Origin of the sequence: Pseudactinotalea suaedae, from assembly GCF_009733815.1 — a bacterium.
Lineage (GTDB): Bacteria > Actinomycetota > Actinomycetes > Actinomycetales > Beutenbergiaceae > Pseudactinotalea > Pseudactinotalea suaedae.
Window position 1 is genome coordinate 261,326 of the sequence record NZ_WNXY01000003.1, and the last position, 13,063, is coordinate 274,388.

At 70.5% G+C, this 13,063-nt stretch carries 14 protein-coding genes; 7 read left to right on the forward strand and 7 right to left on the reverse strand.

What is annotated here, in order from left to right:
• Positions 1 to 14: 14 nt before the first annotated feature.
• From GPA04_RS06760 to GPA04_RS06770, 3 genes are read left to right on the forward strand one after another with little or no spacing between them, the layout of a single operon-like run.
• Positions 15 to 1,388, forward strand: coding sequence for an ABC transporter substrate-binding protein (locus tag GPA04_RS06760; RefSeq protein ID WP_156223309.1), 1,374 nt, complete (start codon positions 15 to 17; stop codon positions 1,386 to 1,388).
• Positions 1,385 to 2,503, forward strand: coding sequence for a carbohydrate ABC transporter permease (locus tag GPA04_RS06765; RefSeq protein ID WP_156223310.1), 1,119 nt, complete (start codon positions 1,385 to 1,387; stop codon positions 2,501 to 2,503). Before GPA04_RS06760 ends, GPA04_RS06765 begins: the two co-directional genes overlap by 4 nt.
• Positions 2,500 to 3,408 (forward strand): carbohydrate ABC transporter permease, encoded by a 909-nt coding sequence (locus GPA04_RS06770; RefSeq protein ID WP_241680647.1) that lies wholly within the window; start codon positions 2,500 to 2,502, stop codon positions 3,406 to 3,408. The genes GPA04_RS06765 and GPA04_RS06770 overlap by 4 nt, the downstream gene beginning before the upstream one ends.
• Positions 3,409 to 3,496: 88 nt before the next feature.
• Here the strand turns inward: GPA04_RS06770 and GPA04_RS06775 are convergent, their stop codons facing one another.
• On the reverse strand, positions 3,497 to 3,715 hold the full coding sequence (locus GPA04_RS06775; protein ID WP_156223311.1) for a hypothetical protein: 219 nt from the start codon (positions 3,713 to 3,715) through the stop codon (positions 3,497 to 3,499).
• A gap of 86 nt (positions 3,716 to 3,801) precedes the next feature.
• On the opposite strand from GPA04_RS06775, the gene GPA04_RS06780 reads away from it, so the two are divergent.
• A complete protein-coding gene (locus GPA04_RS06780) occupies positions 3,802 to 4,755 on the forward strand; it encodes a GlxA family transcriptional regulator (RefSeq protein ID WP_156223312.1) in 954 nt (317 codons plus the stop codon).
• Between the two features lie 187 nt (positions 4,756 to 4,942).
• The gene (locus GPA04_RS06785; RefSeq protein WP_156223313.1) at positions 4,943 to 5,878 is read left to right on the forward strand and encodes a GNAT family N-acetyltransferase; all 936 of its coding nucleotides are present in this window, start codon (positions 4,943 to 4,945) and stop codon (positions 5,876 to 5,878) included.
• A 100-nt stretch (positions 5,879 to 5,978) separates the two neighbouring features.
• On the opposite strand, the gene purD is transcribed toward GPA04_RS06785, so the two are convergent.
• The 3 genes from purD to GPA04_RS06800 form a co-directional block, all read right to left on the reverse strand.
• Entirely contained in the window at positions 5,979 to 7,232 is a 1,254-nt protein-coding gene (gene purD, locus GPA04_RS06790) for a phosphoribosylamine--glycine ligase (protein WP_156223314.1), read from the reverse strand.
• A 52-nt stretch (positions 7,233 to 7,284) separates the two neighbouring features.
• Positions 7,285 to 8,985, reverse strand: a complete 1,701-nt coding sequence (locus GPA04_RS06795; protein WP_156223315.1) for a BCCT family transporter — start codon at positions 8,983 to 8,985, stop codon at positions 7,285 to 7,287.
• A 123-nt stretch (positions 8,986 to 9,108) separates the two neighbouring features.
• Positions 9,109 to 9,543 carry a PPOX class F420-dependent oxidoreductase gene (locus tag GPA04_RS06800; RefSeq protein WP_156223316.1) on the reverse strand — a complete coding sequence of 145 codons (435 nt, stop codon included), beginning with the start codon at positions 9,541 to 9,543 and terminating at the stop codon, positions 9,109 to 9,111.
• A 72-nt stretch (positions 9,544 to 9,615) separates the two neighbouring features.
• Between GPA04_RS06800 and GPA04_RS06805 the strand changes: the two genes are divergently transcribed.
• Positions 9,616 to 10,278: a DsbA family oxidoreductase gene (locus tag GPA04_RS06805; protein WP_156223317.1), complete on the forward strand. Its 663-nt coding sequence runs from the start codon at positions 9,616 to 9,618 to the stop codon at positions 10,276 to 10,278.
• A 4-nt stretch (positions 10,279 to 10,282) separates the two neighbouring features.
• Here GPA04_RS06805 and GPA04_RS06810 read toward each other — a convergent pair whose 3' ends face one another.
• The 3 genes from GPA04_RS06810 to GPA04_RS06820 form a co-directional block, all read right to left on the reverse strand.
• On the reverse strand, positions 10,283 to 11,380 hold the full coding sequence (locus tag GPA04_RS06810; protein ID WP_156223318.1) for a hypothetical protein: 1,098 nt from the start codon (positions 11,378 to 11,380) through the stop codon (positions 10,283 to 10,285).
• A 7-nt stretch (positions 11,381 to 11,387) separates the two neighbouring features.
• Positions 11,388 to 11,582: a hypothetical protein gene (locus tag GPA04_RS06815; protein WP_156223319.1), complete on the reverse strand. Its 195-nt coding sequence runs from the start codon at positions 11,580 to 11,582 to the stop codon at positions 11,388 to 11,390.
• Positions 11,583 to 11,679: 97 nt separating this feature from the next.
• Positions 11,680 to 12,318, reverse strand: coding sequence for a LysE family translocator (locus GPA04_RS06820; protein ID WP_156223320.1), 639 nt, complete (start codon positions 12,316 to 12,318; stop codon positions 11,680 to 11,682).
• Positions 12,319 to 12,498: 180 nt separating this feature from the next.
• Here GPA04_RS06820 and GPA04_RS06825 point away from each other — a divergent pair, with 180 nt between their 5' ends.
• Positions 12,499 to 13,062, forward strand: a complete 564-nt coding sequence (locus GPA04_RS06825) for a DUF488 domain-containing protein (RefSeq protein ID WP_156223321.1) — start codon at positions 12,499 to 12,501, stop codon at positions 13,060 to 13,062.
• The last annotated feature ends 1 nt before the right edge of the window (position 13,063 follow it).

The following is a 13,063-nucleotide window of genomic DNA, read 5'->3' on the forward strand; positions in this document are numbered from 1 at the left end:
ACGAAGGAGTCGGGATGCGAGGAGCGAAGCAGCGCCTGCTGGCGCTCGCGTGCACCGCAACGGCAGGGGCACTGCTCCTGACCGGGTGCTTGCAGAATCCGAACCAGGGCGGCGGTGGTGCGGCCGGCGGCGGCGGCGACATCCTCGCGGACAACAACGAGACCGACGGCGACGGCATCGTCACCATCCTCGGCGCGTTCGGCGGGCAGGAGCAGGAGGGCTTCGAGGCCTCGCTCGCCGAGTTCGAGGAGGAGTCGGGCATCACCATCCAGTACACCCCCGACGCCGACTTCACCAACATCATCCGGCAGCGGGTCGGCGCCGGCCAGGCGCCGGACATCGCCCTGTTCCCGCAGCCCGGCGGGCTGCTCGAGCAGGCCGAGGCGGGCGCCGTCCAGCCGATCGACACCTACCTGGACTACAACGCGATCGAGGACACCCTTGTCCCCGGGTTCCTCGAGTCCGCACGTCTCAACGGTCGCGTCTACGGCGCCCCGATGCGGATGGCCGTCAAGTCTCTGGTCTGGTACTACCAGGACGCCTACGCCGCGGCCGGTTACGACACCGCGCCGGCCGACCTTGACGCCCTGGCCGACGTCGCCGCCCAGATCCGTGAGAGCGGCACCACGCCGTGGTGCATGGGCTGGAACTCGGACGCGGCGACCGGCTGGGTGGGCACCGACTGGATCGAGGAGTACATGCTCCGACTGCATGGTCCGGACGTCTACGACGACTGGACCTCGCACAAGATCCCGTTCGACGACCCCAAGGTGATCGCGGCCTTCGAGGCCTTCGGTGAGCTGGTGATGACCGAGGGCAACGTCTACGGCGGCACGCAGGCGGTGCTGGCGACGCCGTTCTCGGAGTCGATCCTGCCCGCGTTCGAGGATCCCCCGGCCTGTTATATCGAGCGGCAGGGCAACTTCATCACCGGCTTCATGCCGGCCGATGTGCAGGAGAACCTCGACGAAGAAGTCGGGCTGTTCGCATTCCCGCCGGCAGCCAGTGGGGACTACACCGGTCAGCCGATCCTCGGCGGCGGTGACCTCGCCGCGCTCATGAACGGCAACGACGAGGACGCGATCGCCGTGATGGAGTTCATCGCCTCCGACCAGTTCGGTGGGCCGTGGGCCGAGGCGGGAGGCTGGCTGTCGCCGCACCAGACGTTCGACATCAGCCTGTACCCGGACGAGATCACCCGGCAGACCGCGGAGATCGTCGCCTCGGCGGACGTGTTCCGCTTCGACGGCTCGGACCTGATGCCCGGTGCTGTCGGCGCCGGCACCTTCTGGACAGGCATGGTCGAGTGGCTGAGCGGCGAGAAGACCACCGAGCAGGTGACGGCCGAGATCGAGCAGAGCTGGGTAGAGGTGGAGGACAACTCATGACGGCCGCCGTCGCGGCGCCGCCGGGCGCGACGCGGGGCGGTTCGCCCGCCCGCCCGCTGCGGATGCTGATCGGGATCGTGGGCGTCGCCGTCGTCGCGTGGTTGACGATCAATCTCTTCCTGTCGGTCGCGTGGTTCCCGGGCGTCTACTTCCACAGCCGGCCGCTGATGGCGGTCGTCGGGATGATCGCCGGGCTCGGCGGCGCTGCGCTGCTGTTCTACTTCGCGAACATCTTCGTGGAGTCGCTGCCGCAGCGGCTGGCCCAGGGACTGATTCCCTACGTCTTCCTGCTGCCGGCCTTCGGCATGATCACGCTGATGCTGCTGTACCCGACGGTGCAGACCGTCAACTACAGCTTCGCCAACAACGACAGCACCCAGTACGTGGGCCTCGCCAACTACAGCGCGATCTTCCGGAGCGAAGAATTCTGGCTGTCGATCACGAACAACCTCCTCTGGTTGCTCATCGTGCCGGCGGTCACGGTGGCCATCGGTGTGGCCGTGGCGCTCTTCGCCGACCGGCTGTCCACCCAGGGCGAGAAGGTCGCCAAGAGCTTCATCTTCCTGCCGATGGCGATCTCGTTCGTGGGTGCCGCGACCATCTGGCGTCTCGTGTACAACCTCGACGCCGACACCGGTCTGCTGAACGCCATCATCACCGGATTCGGCGGCGAGGCCCAGGACTGGCTCCGGTTCTCCACCGCTCGCCTGAACTCGCTGCTCATGATGGTGATCCTCATCTGGCTGCAGGTCGGGTTCGCGATGATCCTGCTCTCGGGCGCCATCAAGGGTGTGCCGGAGGAGACGCTGGAGGCGGCTCGCCTCGACGGCGCCAACGAGCGGCAGATCTTCTTCCGCGTGGTGATCCCGCAGATCCGCGGCACCATCCTCACCGTGTTCATCACGGTGCTGATCCTGGTGCTGAAGGTCTTCGACATCGTGTACGTGCTCACCAACGGGCAGGCGAGATCGAACGTGATCGCGAACATGTTCTTCCAGGAGCTGTTCACGGCGCAGCGGGCCGGTCAGGCGTCGGCGATCGTCGTGGTTCTGCTGGTGCTGGTGCTGCCCGTGCTCTTCTACCAGGTCCGGACCTTCCGTCAGGAGAACCGATGAGCGCCGCCACCGCCACCGGCGCCAAGCCGGTGAAGCCGAAGAAGCAGCCGACCTACATGAAGGACGGACGCCCGCGCAGCGTCGCCTCGATCGTCGTCATGATCGTGCTGGCCCTGCTCTGGACGATCCCGACGCTCGGCCTGCTGGTCACGAGCTTCCGCCCCCGCGAGGACGCCGCCACCTCGGGCTGGTGGTCGGCGATCCTCAACCCCTTCGGGGCGGGGTGGACGCTCGAGAACTACGGCGGGGTGCTGCAGGGGCAGGACATGGCCGCGGGGCTGCTCAACAGCATCGTGGTGGCGGTGCCCGCGACGATCCTGCCGATCATGTTCGCCGCCTTCGCGGCGTACGCGTTCACGTTCCTGGAGTTCCCGGGTCGCGACACGCTGTTCGTGGTGATCGTCGCCGTCATGGTCGTGCCGATCCAGGTGGCCTTCCAGCCGATGCTCGACCTGCTCGGCCCTAACGGCATCGGGATCTCGGGTCAGTTCGTGGCGGTGTGGCTGCTGCACACCGGGTTCGGCATGCCGCTGTGCCTGTACACGCTGCGCAACTACATGAGCACGCTCCCGACCTCGGTCGTGGAGTCCGCCAAGATCGACGGCGCCAGCCACTACCAGACGTTCTGGCGGCTGGTGGCACCGATGTCGATGCCGGCGATCGCCGCGTTCGCGACGCTGCAGTTCCTGTGGGTCTGGAACGACCTGCTGATCGCCAAGCTGTTCCTCAACCCGTCGAACACCACGATCATCGTGCAGCTGCAGCAGCTGCTCGGTACCCAGGGCCAGGGTGAGGAGCTCGTGCAGGCCGGCGCCTTCATCTCGATCATCATCCCCGTGCTGGTGTTCTTCGCCCTGCAGCGCTTCTTCGTCCGCGGACTGACCTCCGGTGCGGTGAAGGGCTGAGGTCCCTCCTCGCACGCCCGGCACGACGACGGCCGGTCACCTCTCGAGGTGACCGGCCGCCGTCGTGCTCGGCCCGGGAGACGCACGCTCAGGCGCGAGGCTCCCAGTCCGAGGAGCTGGGCATCGCACGGCGCAGCGGCTGGCGGGCGAGGGCGTCGGCGCCGGCCAGGAGATCGGCGCGCACGCGCTCGACGTCGCGGTCGCGCGCATCGCCCAGGAGCACGTCTCCGGCGCGGTGGAGCCGGTCGTCGCGGTGGAGCAGGAATGCCAGGACGGCGGTCACGAGGATGATCAGCAGGAAGTCCATGTCAGACATCCTGCGCCCGCGCGATTTCCGCCACGAGTGGCAGTCAGGACATTGCACGCAGGATTCCTGCCAACTAGGGTGAGGGCATGGCCCTGCACAGCGTCGCCGCCCTGCTCCTGGAGCCGATGGCCGCGTTCGAGTACGCCGTCGCGGCCGAGGTGTTCGGGCTGGATCGCACCGAGGACGGCGTGCCGGCCTTCGACTTCATCACGGCCGGACCGGTCGCGGGCCAGCCCGTCGGGCTCACCTCGGGCGGCTGGCTCGTCCCCTCGCACGTGTGGTCGGACGCGATCGGCGCCGATCTCGTCGTCCTGCCGGCCTCCCAGATCAAGGACGAGTACCCCGCCGAGCTGCTGGACGTGGTCCGGGAGGCGCACGCGCGCGGTGCCACGGTGCTGACGATCTGCTCGGGCGCCTTCACTCTCGCCGCCACCGGGCTTCTCGACGGCAAGGAGGCCACCACCCACTGGCGCTACCTCGACCTGTTCAAGCGGCGGTTCCCGCAGGTGGACGTCACGATGGACGTGCTCTACGTCGACAACGGGAGCCTCATCACCGGCGCCGGCACCAGCGCCGGCATCGACGCCTGCCTGCACCTGGTGCGGCGCGAGCTCGGCGCCACGGTGGCGAACGCGATCGCCCGCCGGATGGTGGTGCCGCCGCAGCGTGACGGCGGGCAGCGGCAGTACGTCGCCGCCCCGGTCCCCGAGTGCACCGCCGACAGCCTGCAACCGATCCTGCTCCACGTCCTGGAGAACCTGCACGAGCCGCACTCGGTCTCCTCGCTGGCTCGCCGCGCGGTGATGTCGGAGCGCACCTTCGCTCGGCGCTTCGCCGCCGAGACCGGCACCACCCCGCACCACTGGTTGCTGCAGCAGCGTGTCCTCCGCGCCCGCGAGCTCCTCGAGCGGACCGACTCCTCGGTGGAGCAGATCGCGAGTGAGGTGGGCTTCTCCTCCGCGGCGCTGCTGCGCTCCCACTTCCAGACCGCCGTCGGGACCTCGCCCCAGCGCTACCGCCGCGCCTTCTCGACCGCCTGACCGGTTTCACCGCACTTTCGCCCCCTCGCAGCTTTCAACGCACTTTCGCCCCCTCGCAGGTTTCACCGCACTTCTGCCCCCTCGCAGCATCAGCCCTTGTGCCCCTCGCGGGTTCCTACCGGCTCATCTGACCGCGCGGTGCCTCAATTGCCTCGCCTGGGCAGCGCCGTCGGACCAGACTGCGGGCATGCTGACCTGGAGCACGCTGTCGCCCGAGACGGTCCTGCAGTGGAGCGAGCTGACCAATCTGCTGGCCAAGGTCGACGACACCGACGAGTTCTACGACGCCGACGACCTCGCGGAGGAGCTCACCGAGCACGGCTTCGACCCGGCCCTGGACTCGTGGGCCGTCTGGGACGGCGAGACCATGGTCGCGTACGGCCAGCTCCGGGTCTCGCACGAACGGACCACCGACGGCGACGCCCGCGCCGACCTCGGCGGCGGTGTGCATCCCGACTGGCGCGGCCGAGGCATCGGGACCGAGCTGCTCGCCCGGATGGAGCCGCGGGCTCTTGAGCTGGCTCGCGAGCGCCACCCTGGTGCACCGATCCTGCTCCGCGCGCCGGGCGGCAAGGAGGGTAGCGACGCCCGCCCGCTGCTCGCCGACCACGGCTACTCCCCCGCCCGCTACTTCACCGACATGCGGCGCCCGCTCCCCGGCGAGCCGATCGCCGCGGCGGCCGACCCACGCATCCGGCCGTTCACGCCGGACCTCACCGAACCGCTCCGGCTCGCGCACAACGACGCGTTCGCGACCCACTGGGGCTCGACGGCCCTGACCCCGGAGCGGTGGGCCGACACCATCACGGCCCGCTCATTCCGAGCCGAGGAGTCTCGCGTCCTCGTCGACGACGGCGGAGCGGTCCTCGCGTATGTGCTCTGCGGTGAGTGGGTGGCCAGGGAGCTGTACATCACGCTGGTCGGCACGGTCCAGGCCGCGCGTGGTCAAGGGCTGGCGCGCCGGGTGCTGGTGGCCGCGGTAGCGGCAGCCGCCGCGAGCGGGCGGTACGACGTCGCCGAGCTCGGCGTCGACTCCGAGAACCCGACCGGCGCCGGCAACCTGTACGCCTCCGTCGGCTTCCGACCGATCCGCACGCAGGCCACCTACACCAAGCGCGGCTGAGCACCAGGGCGGCGCGGGTCGCGATCCGACAGCAGCCGAGGCGGCCGTCGCCCGGTCAATCTGCACGAGGTCGCACCGGTGGCTCAGCTGCGCGACGAGCTCAGAGTCCGGCGGCGATGTCGGTGCGGTGCTGGCCACCGGGGATGGCGATGGCGTCGACGCCGGCGTAGGCAGCGGCCCGGGCGGCTGGGATGTCGGTCCCGGTCGCGGTCACCGAGAGCACGCGGCCACCGGCGGTGACCAGCTCGCCCGCCTCGTTGGTGGCGGTCCCGGCGTGCAGCACGTGAACGTCCGGGATCGCCTCGGCTGCCTCCAGGCCGGAGATCACATCGCCCCGGCGTGCCGAGGCGGGGTAGCCGTGGGACGCGAGCACGACCGTGACCGCCGCGTCCTCGGACCAGCGCAACGGCGGCAGCTCGTGGAGGCTGCCGGTCGCGGCGGCGTGGAGCGCGGTCGCGAGCGAGGACTGCAGCCGCGCGAGCACCACCTGCGTCTCCGGATCGCCGAACCTCGCGTTGAACTCGATGACCCGCAGCCCGCGCGAGGTCAGCGCCAGACCGCAGTAGAGCAGGCCGACGAACGGGGTGCCGCGGTTCGCGAGCTCTCGCACCGCGGGCAGCGCGACCCGCTCCACGACCTGCTCGGTGAGCCCCTCGGGCGCCCAGTCCAGCGGTGAGTAGGCGCCCATGCCGCCGGTGTTGGGCCCGTCGTCGCCGTCGAGGAGCCGCTTGAAGTCCTGGGCGGGGGCGAGCGGGACGACGGTACGACCGTCGGCGAGGCAGAACAGCGACACCTCGGGGCCGTCGAGGTACTCCTCGACCACCACCGACGCGTGGTCGAGGCAGGCCTGCGCGTGCGCGAGCGCAGCCGTGCGGTGCTCGGTCACCACGACGCCCTTGCCTGCGGCGAGCCCGTCGTCCTTGATGACGTAGGGCGCACCGAAGGAGTCCATCGCGGCCTCCACCTCGATGAGGGTCGTGCACACGTGCGCCATCGCCGTCGGGACCGCGGCGGCCGCCATGATCTCCTTGGCGAACGCCTTCGAACCCTCGATGCGGGCGGCCGCGGCGTCCGGCCCGAACACCGGGATGCCGACGGCGCGCACCGCGTCGGCCACCCCCGCCACCAGCGGGGCCTCGGGACCCACGACGACGAGGTCGGCCCCGATGCGCTGCGCGAGCGCGGCGACGGCGTCCGGGTCCTCGGCATCGACGGGTGTGTTCTCGGTGCTGTCCAGCCGGGCGGTGCCCGGGTTGCCGGGCGCCACCACCACGGCGGAGGTCGCCGGGTCGAGCGCCAGGGCGCGGGCGAGGGCGTGCTCACGCGCGCCGGAACCGATGACGAGGATCTTCACGGACCCTGACCCTACCGATGCGTGACCGACGCCGACGATGCGCGGCGTGGGCTCACCGGCGCCGACGCGCCTTCTGGACCGGCTCGACCGGGAGGAGCCGGCCCTCCTCGACCAGCGCCTGCGACACCTCCCCGGTGAGCTCCTCTCGTTCCAGCCGCCGCTGGATCCTGAGGGTGCGTGCCCGCTGGCGTCGGAACTGCCGCACGAGCGCCACGCACATGAAGATCATGATCACGCTGAACGGCAGCGCGATCGTGATCGCTATCCCTCGGAGCGCGACGAGACCACCGGCGAGGACCAGCGCCGCGGCGACCAGACCTTCCAGCGCGCCCCAGAGCAACCGGCTCCAGGTGGGCGGGTCCGGGTTGCCCCCCGAGGCGAGCATGTCGATCACCAGCGAGCCCGAGTCCGAGGACGTCACGAAGAACAGCACCACGAGCAGCAGCGCCAGACCGGCGAGCACGGTTCCGCCAGGCAGGCCTTCCAGCATCTGGAACAGTGACAGCGTCTCGTCGACCACGAGACCGTCCTCACCCTCCGTGATCAGACCGCCCTCGCCGAACAGCTCGCGGTAGAGCGCCGTGCCACCGAGGACCGTGAACCACAGGAACGAGAACGCTGTGGGGACGAGCAGCACCCCCACCACGAACTCCCGGACGGTGCGGCCCCTCGAGATCCGGGCGATGAAGATGCCGACGAAGGGCGCCCACGAGATCCACCAGCCCCAGTAGAACGCGGTCCACCAGGACTGCCACTCCACGCCCGCCTCCTCCGCCAGTGCGGTGGTGGCGAAGCTCATCCGGAGGAACTCCTGGAGGTAGGCGCCGATGCCTTCGACGTACTCCCGGAGCAGGAACATCGTCGGTCCGGCGATCATGACGAACAGCAGCAACCCGACCGCCATCACCATGTTGGCGTTGGACAGGTACTTGATGCCCTTCTTGACACCGGTCGCGACCGAGATCAGCGCCAGCAGCGTGATGCCACCGATCAGCAGGAGCTTCACGGCGTTCGACGGCGTGGAGATGATCTCCATGAACTCGAGCCCGCCAGCCACCTGCGCGACGCCGAGACCGAGCGAGGTCGCCACCCCGAACACGGTGCCGACGATCGCGACGACGTCGATCGTGTTGCCGATCCACCCGTCGGTGCGCTTGCCCAGCAACGCCTCGAGCGACCACCGGATCGAGACCGGGCGGTCGCGCACGTGGATCGCGTAGGCGATCGACAGCCCAACGACGACGTAGATCGCCCAGGGGTGCAGTCCCCAGTGCAGGAACGTCGTGACCAGCGAGTCCTGGGCACCGGTCTCATTCATCGTCGCCACACCCGAGGACCGGTTGGGGATGCCCGCGAAGTGGTGCAGCGGCTCGGCGACGCCCCAGAACATCAGTCCGATGCCCATGCCCGCGGCGAACAGCATCGCCAGCCACGAGCTGTACCTGAACTCGGCAGGCTCGTTGGCCTTGCCGAGCACGATGTCGCCGTAGTGGCTGGTGCCGATCCAGACCGAGAACGCGACGAAGCCGGTGACGAGCAGGACGTAGTACCACCCGAACCCGCTCACCACGACGCCGGGCAGCGCGGCGATCACGTCTCGCACCGGTTGCCCACCCAGGACCACCATCAGGACGAACACCACGATCACGGCCAGTGCCGGGTAGAAGACACCCGGTCGCATGCTCCGGTACCAGGGCGTCGCTGCGTCCTCCGGTGCCTCCGACTCCGCGACGTGTTCGGAATCGGCTGTCATCGGCTTACCTCCGTGGCGGTGCGGCTCGCCGACGAGCGCCGGCGATCAGGTCACCTCCCACCGTAGCGATGCCGACCGGACGGCTGCAGGATGGGCGGCGAACCGACCGGACGGCAGCGGGGGTCAGGCGGCGCCGTAGACCCGTTCGACGTCGATGGTCAGCACCAGCCGCTGCTGCTCGACCATCGCCTCGCGGTACTCGTCCCAGTCCGGGTGCTCCTCGCCCCGCGCGTCGCGGTACAGCGCCACGAGCGCCTCGGCGACGTCGTCGTCGGTCGCGGTGGTGACCTCGCTCAGCCGCCCCGTACCTTCGACGACGGCGTAGCCCCAGCCCTCGCTGGGCCGCACGTGCAGGCTCACGCGCGGGTCGCGGCGGATGTTCTTGGTCTTGGCGCGGCTGTCGGTGATCGAGACCCGGATCGTGCTGGCCTCCCGGTCGAGCACGTACGTCACGTCGGACAGCTGCGGCCGGCCGTCACGCTTGATCGTGGTCAGGACGCCGAGGCTGTGGCCGGCGACGATGTCGAGCAGAGCAGAGCTGTCCGGTGCGGTCGTCATGCTCGTGCGAACCCTGGTCGACGGCGGAGCATTCCCGGGAACAGGCGTGCCGGTGGCGCTGTTGGTCGGGTCATGAGGATCGACTTCTGGGCCGACGTGGTCTGCCCCTGGTGCTACATCGGCAAGCGGCGGCTGGAGCAGGCGCTGGAGCAGTTCCCCCACGCCGACGAGGTCACGGTCACGTTCCGCTCGTTCGAGCTCGACCCCGGCGCACCCCGCGAGGGGACCGAGACCGTCGCGGAGATGCTCGGGCACCGGTACGGCGGTGGCCGGGAGGCGGGCCTGCAGATGATCGAGCAGGTCGGTCAGGTCGCCGCGGAGGCCGGTCTGCAGCTCGACCAGTCACGCTCGCTGCACCGCAGCAGCCACGACGCGCACCGGCTGCTCCACCTCGCCCTCGCCGAGGGCGGTCCCTCCGCCCAGAGCGACCTCGAGGAGCGGCTCTTCGCCGCCTACTTCGTCGAGGGCCGCGACATCGCCGACCAGGCGGTGCTCGCCGAGCTGGGCTCCGTCGTCGGGCTGGACGCCGAGCGGGCGGCCGCGGTCCTGGCGAGCGACGAGCTCGAGGACGCGGTCGCGCGCGACGTCGCGCAGGCCCAGGCGTACGGAGCCACCGGCGTGCCCTTCATCGTGATCGACGACCGCTACGGCATCTCTGGTGCGCAGCCCACCGAGCTGTTCCTGCAGACGTTGCAGCGCGCCTGGGCCGAGCGCGGGCAGCCCGTGCCGGCCTGAGCCGCTAACGCTCCTTGCCGGTGCGCCAGTGGGCGCCGAGCCGCAGCGAGCGCTCGTCGACGTCGGTCGGGTTGCGCCGGTCACCGCCTCCGTTGAGGTCCGTCCGGGGGCTGGTGGGTCGGTGCGCGGTCGCCCGGGTCGGCAGGTTCGTCGGAGCCTCGATGACCGGGATCTCGTCCGTGGACGGGTTGGGCCCGTCGTCGTCGGTGGTGCTGCGCGGGGCGAAGGTGCGCGCGGCGTCCTCGGGCAGCATCGTCAGCTCGTAGCGGCCGCGCTCGTCGGGCTCGAGCTGGGGCTGGATCCGCGGCGGCCGGCTGCGGTTGATCGTCTCGGTGCGGGGCGCACGCCCGCCCACCACGGTGACCGGCGGCGCATCCGGCGGGCGCGCGGCGGAGTTCTGGGCTCTGTGTGCACGCTCGGGCACGTCGGTCTCGGCGCGATCGAGCGCGGCGCGGTCCCTGGCGTCGACGCGACGCTCGACCTCCTCCGCACGCAGCACCCGTGGCGAGCGGGGCTCGAGGCCTCCGCCTTCCGCCTCACGGAGCGCGTGCTCGGTCATCGGGATCCGGAAGTCGACCACCCGACCTCCGGGCCGCGCCGTCGCCTCGACGACGTCGACGCCCCAGGCCGACCGCAGTCGCGGCAACGCCCGCAGGATCTCCTCCTGCGACATGCCGGCACGCACGGCCTCGAGGGAGATGACGATGCCGCCGTCGTCGGGGGCGTGACGCAACCGCGGCACGAGGTCGGGTGCCGGGCGCGGGTGGTGGGGGCGCCGTCGGGCCATCGACATCAGCAGGCTGGGCCGGCGCATCCCCTGCGGGACCACCAGACCGGCGCGGCGCATGTCGTCCTCGTGCTCGCCGATGATGTCGCCGAGCTGCCGCAGCCCGATGTCGACCGCTCGGTACCGGAAGAGCCAGTGCAGCAGCACCGGCAGGCCACCGAACATCCCCCGCATGACCGCGAGCGCGAGCGCCACCACGGCGACCAGCAGCATCAGCAGGCCGGCGTCGTCCGTCCAGCCGAACAGCCAGGCGAGAAGCACGGCCCCGGCGGCGACCAGCAGCCGGTTCCGAACGGCGGCGGCGCGGCCGGTCATGGCATCCCTATTCCTCGGTGAAGAGCACCGAGATGATCCCGCCCAACGCGTCGAGGGCCTCGCGTACGGGACCACCCAGCGGGGTCAGCGCGAGCACGAACCCGAACACCACGCCGAGGAACACTCCCAGGCCGACGAGCTTCGAGCGCAGCGCGAGCACCATGCCGATGCCCAGCAGCAGGGCGACGACTCCAGTGGACATGACGTGGCTCCAGACAGTCGGGGTCGGTGCCACGGTAACGGCCGCGCCCAGGCTCACCTCGGATCCGGTGGCGGCGTGTCTGGACCGGTCCGGCCGATCAGGACCGGCTGACGGCCAACCAGCCCCCGAGCCCGATCATGAGGACGCCGCCGGTCCCCACGACGGCGCGGCTGCGGCGGGGTGTCCTGGTCAGCAGCCCGCGCAGCTGGGCGGTCGCCAGCGCCCAGACCCCGTCGGAGCAGATCCCGACCACGATCATCACGGCGCCCAGAACCAACATCTGCAGCTGCGGCGATCCCGCCGCCGGTGCGACGAACTGCGGCAGCAACGCCGCGAACATCACGTAGACCTTCGGGTTGGTCAGGCCGACGAGCGCACCCTGCCGGCCCGCCGCCCACGGCGAGATCGGTCCGACGTCGACCCGGCCGATCGCCTCGGGGTCCAGCGCGTTGCGGTGCCGGATCGCCTGCACGCCCAGCCACACCAGATAGGCCGCGCCCGCGACCTTGAGCGCGGTGAACGCCACCTGCGAGGACTGCACGATCGTGCCCAGACCCAGCGCCACCATCACGAGCACCACCACGCATCCTGCGGCGTTGCCGAGCACGCTCGCCAGCGCCGTCGCCCTCCCGTGGGACAGCACCCGCCCGATCACGAACAGCACGCTCGGCCCCGGGACCGCGATGATCACCAGCGCGGCGAGGAAGAACGCGATCATGCGGTCGGGAGCGGGCACGGGCTCAGGGTACGACCACCGGTCGGGGCAGATCCTCGGACCGGGTCTGAGCTCACCCAGCAGGTCGTGTCGCACGGCCGTCGCCTCACGGTCGCGCCGCCCCACGCCCGCCGACCGGCTCCGGTGCCACCCCGGACCCACAGCGGCGTGTCACGTGCGAAGCAGTGGTCTAGTGGTGCCATGAGCGCGACAGCAGGCACGGTGTGGACGATCGGGCACTGGACCTGCCCGCCGCACGTGGTGCTCGAGACCCTCGAGTCCGCGAAGATCGACGTCCTGGTCGACGTGCGCAAGATGCCGGGCTCGCGCCGCAGCCCTCAGTTCGACGCCGACGAGATGCCGTCCTGGCTCGGCGCCGCCGAGATCGACTACCTGCACCTGAGCGACCTAGGTGGCCGCCGCCCCAGACAACCCGACATCGATCCGATGCTCAACGCGGGGTGGCGCAACGCCAGCTTCAAGAACTACGCCGACTACACGCTCAGCCCGGACTTCGAGCGGGGCCTGGCTCGCCTCACCACGCTCGCGGCGGATCAGCACGTCGCCGTCATGTGCGGCGAGCCGATGCCATGGCGATGTCATCGGCTGCTGATCGCGAACACGCTCACCGCCCGAGGGTGGGGCGTCGTGCACCTGATGAACGGCGCCACACCGCTGCAGCACACCCTCGGTCGGTGGGGCGCCGAGCCCGTGGTCACCGACGGTGTCGTCATCTATCCCGAGTCTCGGGCCGACGCGCCGTGAG

Excerpts from the sequence above, each read along its gene's own strand:
- GPA04_RS06760 (WP_156223309.1), top strand. The coding sequence starts at position 15 with ATGCGAGGAGCGAAGCAGCGCCTGCTGGCGCTCGCGTGCACCGCAACG.
- GPA04_RS06765 (WP_156223310.1), top strand. The coding sequence starts at position 1,385 with ATGACGGCCGCCGTCGCGGCGCCGCCGGGCGCGACGCGGGGCGGTTCG.
- GPA04_RS06770 (WP_241680647.1), top strand. The coding sequence starts at position 2,500 with ATGAGCGCCGCCACCGCCACCGGCGCCAAGCCGGTGAAGCCGAAGAAG.
- GPA04_RS06775 (WP_156223311.1), bottom strand. The coding sequence starts at position 3,715 with ATGGACTTCCTGCTGATCATCCTCGTGACCGCCGTCCTGGCATTCCTG.
- GPA04_RS06780 (WP_156223312.1), top strand. The coding sequence starts at position 3,802 with ATGGCCCTGCACAGCGTCGCCGCCCTGCTCCTGGAGCCGATGGCCGCG.
- GPA04_RS06785 (WP_156223313.1), top strand. The coding sequence starts at position 4,943 with ATGCTGACCTGGAGCACGCTGTCGCCCGAGACGGTCCTGCAGTGGAGC.
- GPA04_RS06795 (WP_156223315.1), bottom strand. The coding sequence starts at position 8,985 with ATGACAGCCGATTCCGAACACGTCGCGGAGTCGGAGGCACCGGAGGAC.
- GPA04_RS06800 (WP_156223316.1), bottom strand. The coding sequence starts at position 9,543 with ATGACGACCGCACCGGACAGCTCTGCTCTGCTCGACATCGTCGCCGGC.
- GPA04_RS06805 (WP_156223317.1), top strand. The coding sequence starts at position 9,616 with ATGAGGATCGACTTCTGGGCCGACGTGGTCTGCCCCTGGTGCTACATC.
- GPA04_RS06810 (WP_156223318.1), bottom strand. The coding sequence starts at position 11,380 with ATGACCGGCCGCGCCGCCGCCGTTCGGAACCGGCTGCTGGTCGCCGCC.
- GPA04_RS06815 (WP_156223319.1), bottom strand. The coding sequence starts at position 11,582 with ATGTCCACTGGAGTCGTCGCCCTGCTGCTGGGCATCGGCATGGTGCTC.
- GPA04_RS06825 (WP_156223321.1), top strand. The coding sequence starts at position 12,499 with ATGAGCGCGACAGCAGGCACGGTGTGGACGATCGGGCACTGGACCTGC.